This window comes from Deinococcus indicus (genome assembly GCF_002198095.1).
GTDB classification, from domain to species: domain Bacteria; phylum Deinococcota; class Deinococci; order Deinococcales; family Deinococcaceae; genus Deinococcus; species Deinococcus caeni.
In genome coordinates this window covers 1-21143 of record NZ_NHMK01000010.1, presented here as the reverse complement: position 1 = coordinate 21143, position 21143 = coordinate 1, and the positions used below count along the sequence as shown (strand labels likewise).

Sequence of the window (21143 nt, the reverse complement as noted above, 5' to 3'; positions counted from 1 at the left end):
CAGGGCCGGATACGGTCCCGCCTGCCAACGAACGTGAACAGGACGGCTCCCGGCGCGGGAATGGACCGCCGGATGCCCTAGAATGAACCATGCTCCCCAGGAGGCCGCCGCATGTCCGACCTTGAAACGCAGCTGTTCGTCGCCATGTTCAGGAAGTCGCCCATCGGCATGGCGCTGGTCTCCCCGCTGGGTCGCTTCATGACCGTGAACGACGCCCTGTGCGCCCTGCTGGGCTACCCGCGCGAGCGGCTGCTGACCCTGACCTTCCAGGACATCACCCACCCGGACGACCTGGACGCCGACCTGACCCTGCTGCGCCAACTCGTCGACGGCGACATCACCCAGTACGAGATGCGCAAACGCTACCGGCACGCCGACGGCGAACTGCTGTGGGCGCAGCTGAACGTCTCCATGATCCTGTCCGACGACGGCTCCCCGGCGTTCTTCGTCTCGCAGATCCAGGGCCTGCCCGCCCCGGCACCCGTCCCGCCTGCCACCGTCACCGGCTGAGCCGGTCGCCTGCTCCTCGGGACACGGCAGAAGCAGGGAGGCGTGCCGCCGGACGTGGCGCGCCTCCCTGCTTCTGCCCCGCTGTCCCGCGGGGACGGTCAGCCGGCGCGGCCCAGTCGGGCGGCCAGGATGGCCGGGGCGTGCTCGGCGGCCGTGCGGACCAGGATGCCCATCTTGTGCGGGTTGGCTTCCAGGTCGATGCGCAGGCCCAGATCGGCGGCGGCCTCGCTGCACGCCGGGCCGATGGACACCACGACCATGCGGTGCAGGCCGGCGCGGGCCTCTTCGAGCAGGTTCAGTTTCTCGGCGTACTTCAGGAAGTGCAGGATCTGCGTGCCGCTGGACAGCAGCAGGATGTCCGGCCCGCCCAGGATCACGTCGCGCACGGCCTTCGCCAGCGGGGCGGTGTCCTGCGGGAAGGCGCAGCGGTACACGGGCACGCTCGTCACGCGGATCCCGGCGTACCCGAGTTCGCGCAGCATGGCGGTCGGGACGGCCTCGCCATACTCGAGGATCACGGCGTGCTGCCCGCGTTCCAGCGTGGCGATCAGGTGCTCCTGCACCTCATGCCAGGTGCTGGGTTTGGGCACGATGGTGCTGCTCAGGCCGAAGGTCTTGAGGGCCTGGGCGGGTTTGCTGCCGCGCGACACGAACGGCACGCCGCGCAGGGTTTCGAGGTGTTGCGGGTCGCGGGCGGCGAGTTCTTTCAGGAACATGCGGGTGCCGACGCCAGTGAGGCAGGCGACGGCGTGAATGTCGCCGGCGTGCAGGTCGCGTTCGAACTGCGCGAGCGGCGCGCTCAGGTCGAGTTTCATCTCGCGCATGCTGGGGGCGACCTGGGGCGCGCCGCCATACCGGCGGATCAGGGTGTCCATCTCTTCACTGCGGCGGGATTCCAGACTCAGTACGTTCAGGCCGGCGAACCAGTCCATACGTCACCTCCTTCGGTGCGGGTGGCGTACACGGGAACGCGTACGCCGGGGGTTTCCAGGCTCTCGCCGGTTTCGAGGTCAAAGGTGTGTTTCAGCAGGGGCGAGGCGACCTTCAGGCGGGTCTGACCGTCACGGGTGTCACTGCCGGTCAGGCCGCGCGAGAGGACGCCCACGCCCGTGAACGGGTCGAGGTTCCCCAGGGCGAACACGCGCCCCGCGACGCGAAACACCTCGACCTGCTGCCCGGCGATCAGGGCGCACACGCGCGTCCACGGCAGGGCAGGTGGGGTGGGGGAGACGGTGAGGGTCATGCGGGGCTCCTTGCAGGTGCGGGGGCGGGCGTCGCGGTCAGGGTGAGGGGCGGGGGTCAGGCCGGGGTCAGCGGTGGGCCAGTGGTCCGGATGGTGGCGCGGGTGGGTCAGTCGCCGCCCAGGGGCAGCGGGTACAGGTGCGGGTTGTCGGCGGGCCGGATCTGGCCGCGTTCATCCACCCACTGCACGCCGTCCTCACGGGCGTCGCTGTTCACGAAGGTGCGCAAGCGGGTGCGGATGGCGGGGTCCTGCACGACCGTCACGCCCGCCTCGCGGTAGCTCACGTCGATCGCCAGGGAGAGGTCGGGGCGGGGGTCGTCGAGGGGGTTCGACAGGTGCACGCGGTCGTACGCGAGATGGGGTTCCTCGTTCAGCACCGTGACGCTCAGGTTCCGGGCGCTGGCGTGAGTGCGTGGCTGTTTGGCCGGGTGGTGACCGACCATGCCGTTGCCGATGATCACGACGTGCGGGGTGCTGGGAGCCTGGGTTGGGGTCATGGGGTCCTCCGGGCGGGTCGCGGCCAGTGTGTGGGGGGCTGGCGGGTACGGTGACGACTGCTGCCGCACATTGAGCCGGATTCTGAGCATTTTGTCAAGTTTTTATGGCCAAATCTGTCTAATGACCGAACGTCAATCAATCTATGCCGTCAAAACCGGCATGTTGTGATCAAAAAATCCGACAGTCTGCAAAATTGATCTTGACTTTTCTCACGCTGGCCATCAGGCTACCCCCATGAACGCGGCTCCCTCCCGCACCGTCCGCACCACCTGCCCCTACTGCGCGGTGCAGTGCAACTTCGACCTGCACACTGAACAGGGCCTGGTAACGCGCACGACTCCCACACGCGACTGCCCGGTCGCGCACGGCACCGTCTGCAAGAAGGGCCTCTCCGCGCCGGGCGACCTGCGCCACCCGGACCGCCTGACCACGCCCCTGCTGCGCCGCGACGGCCAGCTGGTCCCCGTCGGCTGGCCCGAGGCGCTCGCCTACGTCCGGGACGCCCTGACCCCGCTGGTCCAGAGCGCCCCGCAGCGCGTCGGCGTGTTCGGCGGCGGCAGCCTCACCAACGAGAAGACCTACCTGCTGGGCAAATTCGCCCGCGTGGCCCTCCGCACGCCGCACATCGACCACAACGGCCGCTACGGCGTGGCCTCGGCCAGCGCCGCCCTGAACCGCACCTTCGGCCTGGACCGGGGCCTGGGCTTCCCGCTGGACGACCTGCCCCGCAGCGACCTGATCGTGCTCGTCGGCGCGAACGTCGCCGAGACGCTCCCGCCCGTCATGCAGTACCTCAAGGCCGCCAGGAACCGGGGCGGCGCCGTGTACGCCATCGACCCGCGCGTCACGCCCACCGCGAAGGTCGCCGGGCGGCACCTCGCGCCGCGCCCCGGCACGGACGGAGTGCTCGCCCTGGGCCTGCTGCACCTCATGAAACAGTGGGGCCGCATCCGCCCCACCGCCCCCGCCCACGGCCTGAGCGACGTCCTGTGGCACGCCGACGACTACCCCCCGGCCCGCGTGGCGCACGACTGCGGCGTTCCCGAGGAGGAACTGATCGTCCTGGCCCGCGCCTACGCCGACGCGCGCACGCCACTGATCCTCACGGGACGCGGCCCGGAGCAGCACACCCACGGCACCGACACCGTCCAGGCCTGGATCAACCTCGCGTTCCTGACCGGGCACGTCGGCAAGCAGGGCGGCGGGTTCGGCACCCTGACCGGCCAGGGCAACGGCCAGGGCGGGCGCCAACACGGCCAGAAGAACGACCAGCTGCCCGGCGCCCGCAGTCTGCGCGACCCCCGCCACCGCGCCCAGATGGCCGCCCACTGGAACATCCCGGAACACCAGCTGCCCCAGCCCGGCCACAGCGCGCAGGAACTCCTGAACGCCTGCGGCGACCCCGGCGAGGGCGGCCTCGACGCGCTGATCGTGCTGGGCAGCAACCCGGTCGTCAGCGCGGCCGGCGCCGGACAGATCACCGAGCGCCTCAAGGCCCTGAAGCACCTGATCGTCATCGACTTCCTGCCCAGCGAGACCACGCAGCTCGCCACGCTGGTCCTGCCCGGCAGCATGTGGTGCGAGGAAGAAGGCACCACCACCAACCTCGAAGGCCGCGTGCAACGCCGCCGCCGCGCCATGACCGTCCCCGGCGCCGCCCGCGAGGACTGGCGGATCCTGTGCGACCTCGCCCACGCCGTCGGCCGGCCCCACGGGTTCACGTACCCCACCTTCCGCAGCCTTCAGGACGACTTCTTCCTCGCCACGCGCGGCGCCAGGGCCGACTACAGCGGCCTGAGCGCCGAACGCCTCGACCGCGCCAGCGCCCAGTGGCCCGTCCCGCGCGCCGACGGCCCCGACACGCCCCTGGCCTACGCCCCCACCTACCCCACGCCCGACGGACTGGCCACCCTGCATGTGCCGCGCCTGCCCGCCCCGGACCTCGCCCCGCGCGCCCTGCGCCTGACCACCGGCCGCCTGAGCGGGCAGTACCAGAGCGGCACCCAGACCCGCCGCAACCCCGCCCTGAAAGGAGCGAACGCCGCGCAGATCCACCCGGACACCGCTCACGCGCACGGCCTGCGCGCCGGCCAGAGCGTCACCCTGATCACCGCGCACGGACAGGCGACGCTGCCCGTCACCCTGACGCCCGGCATCCGCCCCGACACGCTGTTCATTCCCCCCTTCCACTGGCCGGGCGCGGCCAACCTGCTCACCGACCCGGCCGCCCTGGACCCGCACTCGCGAATGCCGGGATTCAAGGTCACGCCCGTCACGCTGCGCCCCGCCCCTGCCATCACTGCGAACAGCGCCCCGGAACGCGCCACGCCGCACCCGACCAGCCCCGCGCTTCAGCCCTGAGCGGCCGCGCTCCGATCGGTATTCCCCGGTACACCCGACACGCGGGCACTCGCCTGGGCCAACAGGCACAGCACGCTGCTCGTGCTGGCGTTCAGGGTAGTCCGGCCTGGATCGGGAACGCATGGACCGCGCAGGGGACGCTGGTTTCCCGGTAGGGCCTCACACTGGGCACCTCTGGAGCGGGGAACCCAGGGGCCAGTTTCCCGGCGGATGGTAGTTCGCGCTCGGTTCTGTCGTTGCTGTGCGCCGCGCTGACGGCCGTGGTCCGGCTGAAGTCCTGCGGAGCCAGCCGCGTCTGACCTGATCCGGTCGCCCGCTTTTGCTTCCACTGGCTTCGCTCGGATTGAAGGGGCTGCCAAGACCGTTCAATCGGGGTCTGCGTGAGTCCCGTCCGGGTCGCGGGTGCCGAGGCTGCGGGCGAGGTTCTGTGCGAGTTCGAAGGAGCGTGGGTCGGCGTACCCGGCGTCCGTCTGCGACAGTGGGAAGTCCCGCAGGCTGGCGCGGCGGATCTGCGACGGTCCGATGAACGGCAGGTTGGCGCCCTGGCACACCCGGAAGATCGCGAGGCGCAGGTCGTCCTGCGTGCGGTACGGGAAGACGTGCGCGTCGTCGTGGGCGTGCAGCGGGCCGCCCGCGTCTGCCAGGAGCGGTTCGAGGGCCTGCACGCCCTGCGGGTCGAGGGTGCTGACTGTGCGGCGGCGCAGCAGGCGGCCGCGGGCGTGGTCGTACATGCCCCAGCGCATGGACAGGATTTCCGTGACCTGCAGGGCGTGGCGGTACATCAGGGTCAGCGCGGCGTGCAGGGCGGGGTCGGTGGCGTTCAGGAGCAGGCGGGTCAGGTCGTCGCGGTGGGGGAGGGCGTCGCGGGCGTGTTCTGCGGGTGGGGTCTGGAAGTCGGTCAGGGGGTCGCTGGTGATCAGGCTGGCGCGGCGCAGGGTGGTGTACAGGCCGCGCAGGGTGCTGGTGCGGGCGATGATGGTGTTGTTGCTGGCGACGCCGCCACGGGCGTTGCTCAGCAGCGGCGTGCGCAGCCAGCGGTGAAAGTCGGCGGGGGGGCGCAGCAGGTTGATGTGGTCGGTGCGGGCCTGTTCGAGGATGGGTTTGAGGTTCGCGCGGGTCTGCGCGGGGGGCCGGGTGAGGTTCCCGCCGGCCTGGAGGGTGGCGACGAGGGTGTCGAGGTCGAGGTCCGTGAGGGCGCGGGTGAGTTTCAGGGCGAGTTCGTCGGGGTGCGGGCCGGCCATGTGGACCTCCGGGGGAAATCGGGCACTCGGATATTTGTATGTATATGATAGCACGTATCTCTCCCTGCCAGCGCACCGTGCTCACCTCCTCCCACTGCCCCCACTTGCGCCCCCGCCAGCTGACCGTGCGCCCAGCCGCGTCCCGTGCAGGGGGGAGGCTGTGTTTTTCGCGCCGGATGCGGCATGATGGGGGGATGACTGGTCGCCGGGAGCGACCGGCTCGTGCAGTAGCTCTCGCCGGGATGTCTGGTTCTGTCCGCCTGGACGGACGTGTGACGGCGCCCCATTAGTTTCAAGCTGCGCTCCGGCGCGGCGCGCCCAGTGTGGGCGTCGACAGGATGTTTCATGACCCGAATTCAGGATAAACCCCGCCAGTCGGCGGTCGCTTCTTCGTCTGCCAGCGCCTCGTCTGCCGGCCAGACCCGTTCCTCCGCCCAGACCCCCGCCCGCGCTCCGGCCGCAGCCACCGCCGACTGGCGGGCGCTGCTGGGCGACCGTACGCCCACGCCCGTGCAGGCTGGCGCGATTCCCGCGCTGCTGTCGGGCCGTGACGTGATCACGACTGCCCGCACCGGCAGCGGCAAGACCCTGGCGTTCCTGATCCCGGCGGCGGCGCGCGGCATCGGCATGGGCGCCGTGCGCGGCATGCGTCCCGAGGTGCTGGTCATCACGCCCACCCGCGAACTGGCCGTGCAGATCCGCGACGTGGCCCGCGAACTCGGCCTGACCGCCGGGCGCATCACGGGCGGCATCACGCCCGGACAGACGCGCAGCGAGGCGACCGGCAAGGGCCTGATCTCCGGCACGCCCGGCCGCCTCAAGGACCTGATTGGCCGCAACGAACTCAGTCTCGCGGGCCTGCGGTACGTGGTGCTGGACGAGGCCGACGAACTGCTGTCCCTGGGCTTCCTGCGGGACGTGGGCGACATCCTGCGCGCCGCGCAGCAGCAGAGCTCCAACAGCGGGCACCTGCAGGTCGCGATGGCCTCGGCGACCTTCCCGGCCGAGATCCGCGCGGTCGCCGAACGGTTCATGCTGAACCCGGAACGCATCGACATCGCCCCGGCCCGCTCGGACGACGCCGCCGCGAACGCCGCCGACGTGCTGGGCGGCGCGACCGGCGCCACGCACCTGCTCGTGAACACCACCCGCGATCAGGTGCTGGACCTCGCCGCCGACCGCGCCCGCGAGGCGCTGCGTGAACCCGGCGGTTGCGTCGTAATCTTCAGCCGCACGAAGTCCCTCGTGAAACGCCGCGCCGAGAAACTGAACGAACTGCTGCCCGGCGAGATCGTCAGCCCGCTCGAGGGCAACATGGACCAGAAGAAACGCGAACGGACCATGGCGCTGCTGCGCGAAGGCAAGTCCCGCATCCTGATCGCCACGGACATCGCCGGGCGCGGCATCGACCTGCCGGAAGTGCGGCTGGTGATCCACATGGACATCTCGTCCACCGCCGAGGATCACGTCCACCGGTCGGGCCGTACCGCCCGCGCGGGTCGCCCCGGCACGAACCTCGTGCTGTTGATTCCCGAACAGCGCGCCCTGTGGCAGAACGTGCGGCGCAAACTGCCGGGCGCGCTGCACCCGCCCCTGACCCGCGAGGAAAGCCAGATCGACAAGGACATCCAGGAGAAGCAGGGCCAGGGCCGTGGTCAGCAGGGTCCGGGTGGCCGTCAGGGTCAGCCGCGCGCGCAGGGTCAGGCCCAGCCGGCCCGTTCCCAGGGCGGCGGTCAGAACGCGGGCGGCGGCACGCGCGGCGCTCAGGGTGACCGTCCCCGCCAGGGAAGCCAGGGTCGCGGCGACAGCCCCGCCGGGACCGGCGCGGGCCGGGTCGGTCCCCAGCGTCCCCGTGGCCGGGGCGGGCGCCGCTGAGCGGACGTTCCTGATGTTCAGAAGGGAGAGGCGGGTGCGCCTCTCCCTTTTTCTGTGCAGCTGGAGGGATCATCGTCGGAAAAAACCGTACTGGACGGCCAAAAACTACCATCCTCACCTGATTGCCTCTAGGCGACCGCGATCGATCCCCGAAGGGTTCTGGATGGGGAGAACGGTCCTGGCGTTTTCACACTAATCTCTCTTAGCTTGAAACCGTGAGAGCGTTCCGGAGAAGGACGATACGTGGCAGTAACCAGGGTCTGCACGCGGGAATCCGGAGCTGGGGACTTGGCATCAATCCAAGTCCCCAGCTCCGGCAGGTGGAAACCGCTGGTGTTAGCGGGTTCTTGCGCCGCTCGTTTCATACGGACTCCGATTGAATGGGCTGCAAAGCCCGTTCAATCGGAGCGGATGCGAGCAGGAGAGAAACGGGTTCCGGACGTGAAGCCGGCAATCCGGTGAAGTTCCGGATTGTCGGCGAAACAAACGGAATCCGTATCAGGTGTGCTGAGGGGAACCCCTCAGCGTACCTGAACACTGCTGTCAGAATTCCGCGCGGCAGTTGCCGTCCTGTTCGCGTTTGCCGTTCAGGATCAGTGCGGAGTCGCCGCTCAGGCTGCCGCCCAGCGCGCCCTGCGCCTGTTCGGGCAGCACGCAGCTGAAGGTGACGCCGCCGCGCGTGACGTCCAGTTTCAGGCCGGTTGCCAGCCACGTCAGGCGGTACGTCCAGTCGGTCGGGAGTTTCTCGGCAGTGCCGTTGTCGGTCAGGGTCGCCCGTCCGCTCCAGCCGTCCGCCTCGGCCCGGTCGAAGTCCAGCCGGTACGTGAGCAGGAAGTTGCTGAACTTCCAGCTCTGACCGGCTTTCGGGACGCGGTTCACGGCGTCCAGCCAGCGGGGCGGTTGCGCCGCGCCGACGCTGCTGCCCGGCGCAAGGGCGCCCAGCGTCAGTTCGCACAGCGTGTCGGTCAGCAGGGCGCGGCCCGTCACTGTCAGGCCCGGCGTGTACCCGTTACTGGCGAAACTGAACAGGCACACCACGGCGCGCGGGTCGTTGTCCTGCCCGATCTGCACGGCCAGCGTGTCCGGGTACTGCCGGTCGCTGCGGTCGAAGTACCGGAATTCGGCGGGCGCGCTGCTCAGGCCGGTCGCCTGTCCCTGACCGGCGCTGGCGGTGGCGCTGTCCACCCGCACGTTCCATTTCGCGGTGGGCGCCCCGAACGCCGGGCGGGTCTGCAGGGTCCAGTTCTGCCCGGCTTTCGGCAGGACCGGCCAGCCGAGCGCGGTCGGCGTGGCCGGGCGGGAATAGGTGGTCGGGGTTCCGTTCTCGCGGGTGGCGGCGCAGCCCACGCCGAGGTCCTGGGCGGGGCGGTTGAGGCTGGCGGCGTAGGCGCGTCCGGCCAGGGTGGTGGGGTTGCCGGGGGCGGGCGGGCCGGTCACGACGCACAGCAGGCGGTAGTAGGCGTTGCCGCCGATGATCTGGCCGTTCTCGGGTTCCACGGCGAACAGCGCGTACCGGCTGAGTTTCGGGAGGCCGTCGACGACGCCGGTGGCCCGGTCCCGTCCGGCGCTGAGGTCCTCGGCGGTGAACATGAACGCGGCCGCCCGGTTGCCGGCGGTGCGGCCGGTGGCCGTGCCGGTCAGCTGGCGGCCCCGGACGGCGCCGGGCGTGCCGAGCTGGAAGGTCCAGTTGCCGACGCCCTCTTCGAAACGGACCTGCCAGGTCTGCGGTCCCTCGAAGGTGACGGGGAACGTGACGGTCTGGGCGTGGGTGACGGTCTGCGCGGCGGCGAGCGTGAGGACGCTCAGGGCGGTCAGGAGTCTGGGCCTGCGGGGTCTGGGCATACTCCATCTAAAGCACATTCCGGGAGCGTCTGCCAGGGCGTTCGCGCGGCGGAGCAGACCTGCTGACCGGGCGACTTCTTGTGAGAATCGTCACGCTTGCGGGGGAACGCGCGGCGGGTCCGGGGCGCAGCAGGTAGGATGACGCTCAGGACTTCCATGCCGACCCTCCCGCCCGACAGTGAAACGCTTCTGCTGACCGTCACGCGGCAACTGCTCGCGCAGGGCAGCGAGACGGACCTGTGCCAGCAGGGACTGGCGTTCCTGTCCGAGGTGCTGGGCGCGGACCTCGGGATGCTGCACCTGCGCCTGAGCGGGCACGAGTACGTCCTGACTGCCTCGTGGGGCGACCATCCGCTGCTGGGCGTTCACCGCCGTCAGGTGATGGAACCCGACTGGGTGACGCTCCTGACGGCCGGCACGTGGATCAGCGCGCCGGTCCCGTCGCCGGACTGGCACGGTCCGGAGGAACGGAACTACGCGCGGCTGGGAGCGCGTCACCTCGTGAATTTCGGGCTGTTCAACGGGCCGGAGCTGGTGGGGACGGTCAACCTGCTGTTCAACCGGCCGCGCCCGGACCTGAACGGGCTGGGCGTGCTGGGCACGATCGGGGCGCTGTGGGGAACGCTGCTGAGCCGCCTGCAGGCGGAAAGCACGGTCCGCGCGCGTGAGGCGATGCTGCGGACCGTGACCGATCAGGGCACGGACCTCGTGACGGTCCTCGACCGGGACGGGCGGGTGCTGTACCAGAGCGGAGGCGCGCGGCAGTTGCTGGGCCGCAGCGCGCGGGACGTGACAGGCCGCGCCGCGCTGAACGTCGTGCATCCGGACGACCTCGGGCGGGTTCAGGAGGCGTTCATGGCCATCCAGCGGCTGCCGGACTCGGCGCTGAACCTCACGTTCCGCGCGCTGCACGTGGACGGGCGGGTGCTGTGGCTGGAGGCGCGCGGCCGGAACCTGCTGCAGGAACCGTCGGTGCGCGGGGTGGTGGTCCACTCGCGGGACGTGACGGCGCAGCACCTCTCGAAACGGGCGCTGGAGCGGCGGGTGCAGGAACTCACGTTGATGCACGCCACGGGCCTGCAGTTGCAGGAGGCGCAGAGCGTGGATGAGATCGCGTCGCGGGTCGCGCGGCTGATCGAGGGACGGCTCGGGCATCCCTTCGTGTGGGTGGCCGAACGCGTCGGAGAGCAGCTGCTGATGCGGGCCTGCGACGGGAACCGGGAAGCCTGGACGGCCCTGGACGCGCAGTCGCTGCCGGTCAGCCGGGGACTGTGCGGCGCGGCCGTGCGGGGCGGCGTGACGCTGATGGTCGGGGACGTGACGCGCGACCCGCGGTACGTGCCGATCGGGCATGAGGTGCGCAGCGAGCTGGTCACGCCCATCCGCGTGGCCGGGCGGGTGTGGGGCGTGCTGAACGTGGAAAGCCCCCTCGTGGACGCCTTCGACGAGGATGACCGGCAGGCGCTGGAGACGGTCGCCGCGCAGATGGGCGCGGCCCTGGCAAGCGTGCTGCTGCTCGCGGACCTGCGCGGCAGCCGTGACGAACTGAGCCGCGCGTACGACCAGACCATCGAGGGCTGGGCGCGGGCGCTGGATTTCCGGGACCGGGAGACCGAGGGGCACAGCCAGCGTGTCACGGAACTCACGGTGCACCTGGCGCGCCGCATGGGCCTGAGCGGCGAGGCGCTGCTGCACCTGCGGCGCGGGGCGCTGCTGCACGACATCGGCAAGATGGGCATCCCGGACGCGGTGCTGCTGAAACCCGGCCCGCTCGACGATCAGGAATGGGCGGTGATGCGGCGGCATCCGGACATGGCGCTGGCGCTGCTGGAACCCATCGAGTTCCTGCGCGGGGCGCTCGACATTCCGTCCGCGCATCACGAGAAGTGGGACGGGACCGGCTACCCGGCCGGACTGGCGGGCGAGGAGATCCCGTTGCCCGCGCGGATCTTCGCGGTGATTGACGTGTGGGACGCCCTGCGGCACGACCGGCCCTACCGCCGGGCCTGGGATGCCGGGCGGGCCCGCGCGCTGATCGAGCAGGAGTCGGGCCGGCACTTCGACCCGCAGGTCGTCCGGGCGTTCCTGGCGTGGCTGGACGAGACGGGGGACGTGGGGACCAGCAGCGAGGCCGCTCCTGACGGGGCCGCCGGCGCCATTCACCGGCCGGCAAGCGACCCGGTGGGGCTGACCGACCGTCCGGACAGGAGCGGGCCGTGACGCCGGAAGCGACCCCGCCGGACCCGGAACTGACCGACCTGCGGGCCGTGGAACGGGAACTGCAGGACACGCTGGCCGCGATGGACGGCGTGAGCGACCTGCGGCAGCTGACGCTGCTGCGCCGCGACGCGACGTACCTGGCGCTGGACCTCGGGGACCTGCAGGCCGCGATGACGCACGCCGTCGCGTGCCTGGACCTGGCGCGCACGTCGGGCGACGCCGGACTGACGGCGCGGGCGCACGTGGCGGTCGCGCTGGTCATGCTCGACGTGTACGACGACCTGGGTGCCGACGGGCACTTCCGCGAGGCGGACGCCCTGGCCCGCGCGGCCGGCGAGGTGCGGGACGTGGCGCTCGTCGCGGTGAACGCCTCGCACTACGAACTGGAACGCGGACGGAACGCGGCGGTCGCGGCCCGCCTGCTGGAACTGCTGCGCTCCCCGTTCCGGGCGGGCCTGGACTCCGCGGAGCCGGGCGTGCCGCCCCTGTCGACCGCGTTCCACATCAATTTCGTGCGCGGCGCGGCGCTCGCCCTGCAGGCCGGTGAACTGCCACCCGAACTGGTCGAGGAGGCGCGCGCGCAGCTGCCGGTGTCCGTGCGGGAACTGCGGGCCATGCAGACCGGTCCGCAGGAGGTCGCGGTCCTGCGCCTGCAACCGGAAATCCTGGAGTCGCTGGTCGCGTGGGAACTGCTGAGTGGCCGCGTGCCGGTCGCCAGGGCGCTCGCCACCGAGCGGGTGCGGCTGGCCCGCGCCTCCGGCAGTCAGCAGGCGCTGGGGCGGGCGCTGCTGGACCGCGCGCGGGTCGGCGCCGTGGACGCCCGCTGGGCGGACATGGAGCGGGACGCGGCCGCCGCGGTCGGTGCGTTCCAGCGGGCCAGTCTGGACCTGCTGGCCGCGCAGGCCCGGCAGGTGCAGGCGGACGCCCAGGCGCGCCAGGGGCGGTTCGAGCAGGCCTTCGAGGTGCAGCGGGACCTGACCCGCCGCCTGGAAGGTCTGTACCGCGAGTACTTCCAGCAGGGCGCGCTGCTGCGCGAGATCGAACGGCAGGCCAGCGAGGCTGAAGTGCGCGCCGAGGCGTTTGCGGAAGCGGCGCTGCGCGACCCGCTGACCGGCGCGCCGAACCGCGCGGCCGCCATGACCCACCTGGAAACCCTGCTGACCCGCGCGGCCGGCGGGCACCCGTCGGCGGCCGCGCTGCTGGATCTCGACCACTTCAAGGGCGTGAACGACCGCTACGGTCACGTGGTCGGGGACGCCGTGCTCGTGCGGGCCGTGCAGGTCCTCACGCGTGAAATCCGGGATCACGACTGCCTCGCGCGGTTCGGCGGAGAGGAATTCCTGCTGCTGCTGTCCGGCGCGAGCCTCCCGGTCGCGCGGCGCGTCTGCGAACGCCTGCGCGCCGCGCTGGACACGCACGACTGGACCGACATCCACCCGGAGCTGCACGTCACAGCCAGTTTCGGCCTGACCGTCCTGACCGCCGGGGACGAACCCACCCAGGCGCTCCAGGCGGCCGATCAGGCGCTGTACGCCGCGAAAGCCGCCGGACGGAACACCGTCCGCGAGGCGTGACCTGCCGCCGACCGACCCTCGCGCCGGCCGGTCGTGAAGTCCCACACGATCACCGCAGCGGCAGATACCCTACACTGAGACGTATGCTGGAGCCCGGTCCGCAGTTGCTGGAACCCAACCCCGCCACCGACCTGCTCACCGGCGACGTTCCCGTCTCGGATCAGGCGTGGCGGGACCGGTACCTGACCAGCGTCCACAACCTCAGCGCGGACTGCATCAAGGTGGTCGACCGGCACGGCCGCCTGCAATCCATGAACCTGCGCGGCCAGGAAGCCATGCAGGTCGACGATTACAGCGCCTGCCACGGCGCCGACTGGCTGTCCTTCTGGGAGGGCGAGGCGCGCGACGCGATGCTCGAAGCGTTCGCGGTCGCGTCCGGCGGGACGCCCGCGCAGTTCACGGGGTTCTGCCCGACCATGCGCGGCGAACCCCGCTGGTGGGACGTGACGCTCACGCCCCTCCCCGACCCGGTCCGGCCTGCCGCGCCTTACGACGTGATCGTCGTGTCCCGCGACGTCACCGACCGCGTGCAGGCCCAGCAGGCCCTCGAAACCCTCAACGCCAGCCTCGCCGCCGAAGTCGCCCGGCAGACCGCCGCGCTCCGGCAGGAAAAGCAGCTGCTCGTGCAGACGAACGAGGAACTCGAGAACATCACCTACGCCATGTCGCACGACCTGCTCACGCCCGTCCGGCACCTCCTGAGCTTCGCGCGCCTCGCCCGGCAGACCACCGACCCCGGCAAACGCGACCGGTACCTCGGGATCATCGAGGGCAGCGCCGCGAACCTCTCCGGCATGATCGACGGCGTCATGCGCTTCAGCCGCGCCGGCCGCTGCGCCCTGCGCGTCCAGCCGGTCGACCTGAACGAACTGCACGCCGAGGTGCAACGCGAACTCCACCCGACCACGCCACACGCGACCTGGACGGCCTCTCCCCTGCCCACCGTCCCCGGCGACCCGCACGCGCTGAGGTCCGTCCTCAAGATCCTGTGCAGCAACGCCCTCAAGTACACCCGCAACACACCCGACCCGCAACTGCACGTCAGCGCCCACCACGACCCGCACGCCCGCACCTGGCGGATCGACGTGCAGGACAACGGCGCCGGATTCGACCCCGACTACGCGCACAAACTGTTCCGCCTGTTCCAGCGGCTCCACCACCAGAACGACTTCGAAGGCACCGGCACCGGCCTCGCGCTCATCCGGCGGGTCATCACCCGGCACGGCGGAACCGTCCACGCCACCGGACAACCCGGACAGGGCGCGACGTTCTCATTCACGCTACCGGAGTAACGCGGTCGGTCTGCTACGGACTGCCTCCGGTCAGGTTTGGTGAGGCGGGTTGATCTGGGACACTCTGACACCCTTCCCTTCATATACATAAAAATATTTTGCTGTCCCCCGTGCCTCCCTCACCGCTCGGCGAAGGGCACCTCCTCCGCCTCCACCCGCGCGCCCGGCAGCGTAACAGCCGGCGTGGCGGCGCCCGCCACCGGTGTGAACGGCACCTGCACGTTCCAGCTGTCCTCGACAGCCGTCAGGACTGCCGCCTCGTTCTCGACCACGCGGTTCCCGAGGCGGTCCCGCACCTCTGACCAGCGCCCGGCCGCCTCCTCCGGCCGGGCGCGGCTGAGCGGGCCGGGCAGCAGGTCCACCTCGCCGGACTCTCCGGCCGCGCCGCCCGTCACGGCCGTGACCGACATCAGGCCCGTTACGCGGCCCGGCGGCAGGAACACCCACGCTGTCAGGTGCTTGACCGGCACTGTCCGGCGCAGCGTCACGCCGTCCGGGCGTTCCATCCGCACCGTCACCGGCCGCCGCGTGACGTTCCCGTGCCGGTCCGTGGGATGCAGCACCAGCGCCGGCGGGCGCGGCTGCGTGACCCGCACCGCCCGCCCCCCCACCTTCAGGGTCAGCGGCGACACCGGCTCGCCCGGCTCACGGCGCACCTGCCCCTCGAAGCGGTGCGGGCCGACCCGGACCTCGAACGGCACGGCGCCCGCCCGGACGGACGGCACCCGCAGCGTCACCTGCCCCGCCTGCGTGCCGGCGCGGGTGACGGTCTCGCCCGCCGGACCGAACAGCGACACCTCGGCGCGCTCCCCGGCCGGCAGGTCCGGGCCGGCCAGCGTGAAGCGCAGGTCGTCCGGTCCCATACGCACCGTCAGGGACGGCCGCGCGAACGGACGGGGCGGGTCGGCGCAGGCGGCCAGCAGCGCCAGCAGGACCGACGCGCCCAGCACCGCGCGCCTCACGGCGCCTCCGGGGACGCGGCGTCCGGCAGCACCTGGAACGTCAGGGTGTACGACCCGCCCGTCAGGACCGTGTCCGGCAGTGGGAACGACCCCGGCGCCGTCCGGGCGGGCCGCACCGTCCCGGCGTCCGGGGGGCCGGCGACCTCCTGCACGCGGACCCTGGCGTTCGCGGGGGGCGCGGCGGGCAGGCTGAACGTCCAGACCGCGCCGGGCGGCAGGGCCGGGCCGACCACGCCGCGCACCCACGCCACGCCGCGCGCGTCGGACACTGCCAGCAGCGCCTGCGGGACGGCCAGCGTCCGCGTGGACACGTTGCGCGCCTCGACGACCACCCGACCGCCCTGCACGCGGCTGCGGGCCGCAATGGGCCGTTCGAGGCTGCGGCCCGTCACCACCGCCCGCGCCGCGACGTCCAGCGTCAGGGACGCCGGGTCCGTGCCGGGCGGCAGGGGCGGCAGGCGCACCAGCCACGGGGTCCGCTCGCCGGGACGGAGTTTATGCAGGACGCTCAGGCCCGCGTTCCCGCTGACGATCACCTGACCGTCCGGGCCGCGCAGCGTGGCACTCAGGGTCAGGTCGGCGGGGCGCGCGTCGGCGTTCAGCAGCGAGCCGACCGCCACCACGCGCCCGGCGAGCGTGACCGTCCGCGCGGACAGGACCTGCACGACCGGCCGGTCGAGCACGTCGGCGGGCGCGGTGGCGTTCGTGGTGATGCGGCGCGGCGCGCGGTCGTACGCGGCGGCCGCCTGCGGCGACGGCACGACCCGCCGCAGGGCCAGCGCGCCCGCCTCCGGGGGCGTGACCACCCAGCCGCCCCGCCCGAAGTGCAGCGCCTGCGTCCCGGCAGTCTGCCGCGCGCCCAGCGGCGTCCACCACTGCGCCGTGACCCGCGCCTGCCACGCCCACCGGTCCGTCGGTGGCAGCCCGGCCGGGCGGGTCAGGCGGTAACGGATTCCCTCAAGCCGCGCGAATTCGCCGCGCAGGCCGCCGCCCGTCATGCCGGCGCGGGCCCGCGCGGTCCAGTCGCGTTCCAGCGCCCAGCCGGGCGACAGCCGCAGCGCCAGCCCGCCGGCCAGCACCAGCAGCGTGACGCCCGCCACCACCCGCACCGGGCCCCACGCGGCCGTCCGGGCGTCTGGCGGACTGGCCCCCGCGTCGGTCTGGCCTGCGCTGCCCGTACCAGCAGCGCCGGGCTGGACGCGGCCGCGCGCGCGTTCGCTGGGCGCGGCGCGCGTGATCGCCAGTCCCGCCGCCAGGAGTGCCGCGAGCGGCCCCACGCCCCACAGCGCCGCCGCCCAGGACGGCAGGGCGCTGCGCGGCAGCCTCGCCGGGAGGGGCGGGACGTCCTCGCGTTCCCAGACGACCACGCCGTTCTCCAGCGTGCCGATGGAGTGCCAGCCGTGCAGGAACAGCAGCGGGTCGAGCGCCGGACTGGCCGCGTACACGAACTTCAGGTACGAGCGTTCCGGGTGCGTCAGCAGCGCCGACAGCGACCCGGCGCCCGGCAGGTCGGCGCGTTCCGGAAGGGCCGCGAACGCGCCGGGCGGCGCGAGCGGCTGCGGCAGGTCCGGCGGCAGGTGCCACAGGCCCGCCGGGGTCGCCGCGCGCGTCTGCGCGGTCAGCAGGCCCAGCTGCCGCCCGAACCCGACGGTCAGGAAGCGGTAACGCCAGTGTTCGTCCTTCTCGATGAAGTTCAGGAGCGGCGCGAAGTTCAGCGGCGCCGGCTCCAGCGGCCGGGTGCGGGGCAGGGCGTTCAGGCCGACCGTGACGATCAGGGTCAGGGCCGCCGCGCCCACCAGCGGCAACGGACCCGGCCCGGTCGGAGCGCGGGCGGCGTCCCAGGCGCGCAGCGCGACCCGCGCGGCCAGCGGCAGCAGCAGCAGCGAGGCGACGAACACCACGGTCTCCGGGGCGGGCAGGCGCAGCGGGCCTCGGCCGGCCGACCCGACGAGCGGCAGCCACAGCAGGGCCGCGCCGGGCAGCAGGGCCGCGCCGGCCAGCGCCAGCCGCTCCGTCACGCCCCAGCCGCGCGGGCCGGCACGCAGCAGGCCCGGCAGGGCCGGCAGCACCCACTGCACGCTCCAGAGCGGCAGCAGCAGGCACAGCCACACGCTGCGGCCCGCGCCGGGCGGCGGCGGCACTGGTGGGGTCAGGGCCGGGGACCACAGCCAGCCGGCCCAGCCGGACAGGGCCGCCTGCGCCAGCAGCAGCGTCCCGCCCGCCGCGCCGCGCCGCCCCCGCGCGCCCGGCCCGGCCAGCAGCAACGCGCCGCCCAGCAGCAGGGCCGTGACCGGGTCGGCCGTGCCCGCCGCGAGCAGCGGCGGCAGCGCCCGGCGGCCCACGCGGGCCTCGCCGCGCAGCCACGCCCACAGCGGCGGCGCGGCGTGCAGGGCGAGCCCGGCCGCGAACACCGCGCCCAGGTGCCCGAACACGTTCAGTTGCAGGGTCAGGGCGCTGCCCAGCGTGACGAGCAGCGTCGCCACGCCCGCCACCCGCGCGGACGAGCAGGCCAGCGCCGCGCGGTACGCGCCCCACGCGAGCAGAGCCGCCGCCAGGAACTGCGCCGCGCCGTACGCGCCCTCCAGGCCCAGCGCGCCGGACAGCAGCGCGATCAGCTGCGCGGCCAGCGGCGCCTCGCCGGTCAGGGGCACGCCGCCGTACCAGCGGTCGTCCCAGGGGTCCAGCGGGTGGCGGGCGTACGCGCTCGCCAGGAACTGCAGCGCGCCGGCGCCGTCCGCGCCCCGGTACGCGCGGGTCAGGACCAGCGTGCCGTGGTACGCGCCGGTCAGCAGCAGCGCCAGCAGCAGCAGGCGCGGCGTGGCAGGGCGTGGCGCAGGGTCCGGCACGCGCCCAGCGTAGCGCACGTACCCGAACAGGACGTCCGGCGTCCGTGAAGGAGAAAACGCCCCTCCAGGCGTGGGAGGCTCAAGCTGGCTGCAGGACCTCCCCGAGCAAGTGAACCGCCCGGGGATCGAACTGCTGCCCGCTGAGACGCTGCACTTCCGCCCAGGCAGCCTGTGGCGTCCAGGCCGCGCGGTAGGGGCGGTCACTGGTCAGGGCGTCGTACGTATCGATCACGGCGAACAGGCGCGCTGGCCTGGGAATCTCCTCACCGCGCAGCCCGGCAGGATACCCGCGCCCGTTCCAGTGCTCGTGGTGTGAGCGGACCACGTCCAGCGCGCCGTCCGGAAGGTGCGGAACGCGCTGCGCGAGCGCGGCGCCCAGCCCAGGGTGGCGCTGCATGACCGCGCGTTCCTGATCGGTCAGCGGACCCGGTTTGAGCAGGATCGCGTCAGGGATGGCCAGTTTTCCGAGGTCGTGCAGGAGGGCGCCCAGGTGCAGCGCCTCGGCCTCCTCGGGATCCAGGTCAGCCGCCCGGGCCACCTGCTGCGCCCAGTGCGCCACGCGCCGGGTGTGGCCCTGGGTTTCCAGATCGCGGGCTTCCAGGGCGGCGCCGATCAATTCCAGGGCGTGGTTTCTCGATTCGAGGAGTGATCCGCGCTGCTGTTCTCGCAGGTGCGCGTGGTGGACGCGGTCGGCGAGGCTTCTGAGTGACAGTTGCGCGAGTGCCCGCGAGGACGTCGGTGCGCTCCAGGTCAGGGTAAGGAATCCGTCGAGGCAGGGCTCTGTGATGCTCAGGCTCGGATCGAACCGTGACGGTTGAACGGAGTGGTGCGCGGCCGCGCCGAAGGCCGCGGCCACGCGGCGCAGGCCGGCGCGCAGCAGTGCGTGAGGATCCATGATGGGGCGCAGGAGATCCCCGAGGCGGGCCATTTCCCAGAGTTCGTTGCGTTCCCGCAGGTGAGCGTCGGCGGACGCTGTCCAGGAGCGCTCGATCAGGGTTCGCAGGAGGTTCACGGCGTGTTCTGGCAGGGAGGGCAGCGCCTCCACACCGTCGATGTTTAGGTGAGCGACGACTTCACCGTGGCAGGTGAAGGGTTGCAGGAGGTTGGCCTGCAGGGTGTCCAGGTTCCCCCGCTCACGCAGCGTGCGGTAATGGTCCTGTGGGCCGAACAGCGTCTCGATGCGGCCCAGGTGTCCCTGCAGGTCCGGACCTGAGAGTTGCCGGGACTTCTCGGCGTACCAGGCTGATTCTGACTGCCCGTACCAGGCGCGCTCGGTGTGGAGGGGCAAGCGCAGGTCCAGAAGGTCTGCGGGGTACCCGGTGACACCCTGAACCTCGAAGTGGGTGCCCTGGCGGATGGCCAGCAGGGCGCGCTGCGCGCCTGGGTGGATGTCGACCAGCGCGCTCAGGACAGCCGGCCAGGCGGAGCCGCCGTGGTCGGAGCTGGCGGCCCGGGCCAGTCGGTCGAGGTCGCGTGAGGTCCACGTTTCAGGGGCGGGTGGGGCGCAGTGCACGTGCGGGAGTCTGCAGCAAGCCGGTCAGGGGCACGTCGGCGCCGCCTGCGGGCGGTCCGAAGCGGTCCGACATCGCCCGGTCCTGATCACTGCGGGGGAGGCGAAGGAACTGATACGGACTCCGATTAAATGGATTGCAAAACCCGCTGGGTCCGAGCGCATGCGACTCGGAGAACCCCTCCGCAGAGCAGGAGAGAAACGTCCCTCCGAGCGTGGAGCCGGCCATCCGGTGACGTTCCGGATTGTTGACCCGGATTGCCGGCGAAACAAGCGGCAGTCCCGTATGCCTTGCGGCGCTGCCGGGTCCCGGCGGACTCGTAGAGCCCCGCAGAAACAAGAGGAGCGCCACAGACGCAAGCCACGTCAGGCGGCCACCGACAGCCAGTGTGCTGGGTTCACTTTTAATCTGACTGGAGTCTGATGATCACTGCATCTTTTTCAGATTCAGATGACACGGCACTGACGCGCGACGCACACACTACCGGCATGAAGAAGACGATCCTCCTGGCCATGGCCCTCGCAACCGTCAGTAGCGCTTCCGCCCAGGGCAGCGTGACGGGTGCCGGCGCGAGCTTCCCGTTCCCGCTGTACAGCAAGATGTTCGCCGAGTACAAGGGCGACACCGGCGTCACCGTCAACTACCAGAGCGTCGGCAGCGGCGCTGGCCAGAAACAGATCACCGAACGCACCGTCGACTTCGCCGGCAGCGACAACCCCATGAGCGATGAGGCCATGAAGGCCGCCCCCGGCAAGCTCCTGCACGTCCCCACCGCCATCGGCGCCGTCGTGCCGTCCTACAACCTCCCCGGCGTCACCACGCCCCTCAAGTTCACCGGGAAGGTCCTGGCCGACATCTACCTCGGCAAGATCAAAACCTGGAACGACAAGGCCATCACCGCCCTGAACCCCGGCGTCAGCATTCCCCCGCTGCCCATCACGGTCGCTCGCCGCAGCGACGGCTCCGGCACGACGTTCGTGTTCAGCGACTACCTGAGCAAGGTCAGCACCGAGTGGAAGAGCAAGGTCGGCACCGGCAACAGCCTGAACTGGCCGGTCGGGACCGGCGCGCGCGGGAACGACGGCGTGGCCGGCGTGGTCAAGAGCACGCCCGGCGCGATCGGGTACGTGGAACTGGTGTACGCCAAGCAGAACAAACTGCCCTTCGG

General features: G+C 71.9%; 15 protein-coding genes. 7 read left to right on the top strand and 8 right to left on the bottom strand.

Annotated elements, in window-relative coordinates; translation table 11 throughout:
* Positions 1-111 precede the first annotated feature (111 nt).
* Positions 112-510 (top strand): PAS domain S-box protein, encoded by a 399-nt coding sequence (locus tag CBQ26_RS07265; RefSeq protein ID WP_088247987.1) that lies wholly within the window; start codon positions 112-114, stop codon positions 508-510.
* Positions 511-608: 98 nt separating this feature from the next.
* Here the strand turns inward: CBQ26_RS07265 and CBQ26_RS07260 are convergent, their stop codons facing one another.
* The 3 genes from CBQ26_RS07260 to CBQ26_RS07250 form a co-directional block, all read right to left on the bottom strand.
* Positions 609-1442: a uroporphyrinogen-III synthase gene (locus CBQ26_RS07260; RefSeq protein WP_088247986.1), complete on the bottom strand. Its 834-nt coding sequence runs from the start codon at positions 1440-1442 to the stop codon at positions 609-611.
* Positions 1421-1753 (bottom strand): nitrite reductase small subunit NirD, encoded by a 333-nt coding sequence (locus CBQ26_RS07255; RefSeq protein ID WP_088247985.1) that lies wholly within the window; start codon positions 1751-1753, stop codon positions 1421-1423. Before CBQ26_RS07255 ends, CBQ26_RS07260 begins: the two co-directional genes overlap by 22 nt.
* A 107-nt stretch (positions 1754-1860) precedes the next feature.
* The gene (locus CBQ26_RS07250; RefSeq protein WP_088247984.1) at positions 1861-2250 is read right to left on the bottom strand and encodes a hypothetical protein; all 390 of its coding nucleotides are present in this window, start codon (positions 2248-2250) and stop codon (positions 1861-1863) included.
* Between the two features lie 235 nt (positions 2251-2485).
* Here CBQ26_RS07250 and CBQ26_RS07245 point away from each other — a divergent pair, with 235 nt between their 5' ends.
* Positions 2486-4612, top strand: a complete 2127-nt coding sequence (locus CBQ26_RS07245) for a molybdopterin oxidoreductase family protein (protein ID WP_088247983.1) — start codon at positions 2486-2488, stop codon at positions 4610-4612.
* A 365-nt stretch (positions 4613-4977) separates the two neighbouring features.
* Here CBQ26_RS07245 and CBQ26_RS07240 read toward each other — a convergent pair whose 3' ends face one another.
* Complete coding sequence (locus tag CBQ26_RS07240; protein WP_088247982.1) at positions 4978-5853, bottom strand: hypothetical protein; 876 nt, start codon at positions 5851-5853, stop codon at positions 4978-4980.
* Between the two features lie 345 nt (positions 5854-6198).
* On the opposite strand from CBQ26_RS07240, the gene CBQ26_RS07235 reads away from it, so the two are divergent.
* Positions 6199-7728, top strand: a complete 1530-nt coding sequence (locus CBQ26_RS07235) for a DEAD/DEAH box helicase (RefSeq protein ID WP_088247981.1) — start codon at positions 6199-6201, stop codon at positions 7726-7728.
* A 543-nt stretch (positions 7729-8271) separates the two neighbouring features.
* On the opposite strand, the gene CBQ26_RS07230 is transcribed toward CBQ26_RS07235, so the two are convergent.
* On the bottom strand, positions 8272-9570 hold the full coding sequence (locus tag CBQ26_RS07230; RefSeq protein WP_088247980.1) for a hypothetical protein: 1299 nt from the start codon (positions 9568-9570) through the stop codon (positions 8272-8274).
* A 138-nt stretch (positions 9571-9708) separates the two neighbouring features.
* Here CBQ26_RS07230 and CBQ26_RS07225 point away from each other — a divergent pair, with 138 nt between their 5' ends.
* The 3 genes from CBQ26_RS07225 (at position 9709) to CBQ26_RS07215 (ending at position 14656) form a co-directional block, all read left to right on the top strand.
* Complete coding sequence (locus CBQ26_RS07225) at positions 9709-11790, top strand: HD domain-containing phosphohydrolase (protein WP_088247979.1); 2082 nt, start codon at positions 9709-9711, stop codon at positions 11788-11790.
* Complete coding sequence (locus CBQ26_RS07220) at positions 11787-13364, top strand: GGDEF domain-containing protein (protein ID WP_244897994.1); 1578 nt, start codon at positions 11787-11789, stop codon at positions 13362-13364. Before CBQ26_RS07225 ends, CBQ26_RS07220 begins: the two co-directional genes overlap by 4 nt.
* A gap of 83 nt (positions 13365-13447) precedes the next feature.
* A complete protein-coding gene (locus CBQ26_RS07215; RefSeq protein WP_088247978.1) occupies positions 13448-14656 on the top strand; it encodes a sensor histidine kinase in 1209 nt (402 codons plus the stop codon).
* A 119-nt stretch (positions 14657-14775) separates the two neighbouring features.
* Here CBQ26_RS07215 and CBQ26_RS07210 read toward each other — a convergent pair whose 3' ends face one another.
* The 3 genes from CBQ26_RS07210 to CBQ26_RS07200 all read right to left on the bottom strand — a co-directional run bounded on the left by CBQ26_RS07210 (position 14776) and on the right by CBQ26_RS07200 (position 19977).
* Complete coding sequence (locus tag CBQ26_RS07210; RefSeq protein ID WP_088247977.1) at positions 14776-15618, bottom strand: hypothetical protein; 843 nt, start codon at positions 15616-15618, stop codon at positions 14776-14778.
* Positions 15615-18464: a hypothetical protein gene (locus tag CBQ26_RS07205; protein ID WP_088247976.1), complete on the bottom strand. Its 2850-nt coding sequence runs from the start codon at positions 18462-18464 to the stop codon at positions 15615-15617. Before CBQ26_RS07205 ends, CBQ26_RS07210 begins: the two co-directional genes overlap by 4 nt.
* A 79-nt stretch (positions 18465-18543) precedes the next feature.
* The gene (locus CBQ26_RS07200) at positions 18544-19977 is read right to left on the bottom strand and encodes an HD-GYP domain-containing protein (protein ID WP_088247975.1); all 1434 of its coding nucleotides are present in this window, start codon (positions 19975-19977) and stop codon (positions 18544-18546) included.
* Positions 19978-20463: 486 nt separating this feature from the next.
* Between CBQ26_RS07200 and pstS the strand changes: the two genes are divergently transcribed.
* On the top strand, positions 20464-21143 hold a 680-nt coding region (pstS, locus tag CBQ26_RS07195), incomplete at its 3' end, for a phosphate ABC transporter substrate-binding protein PstS (protein WP_088247974.1).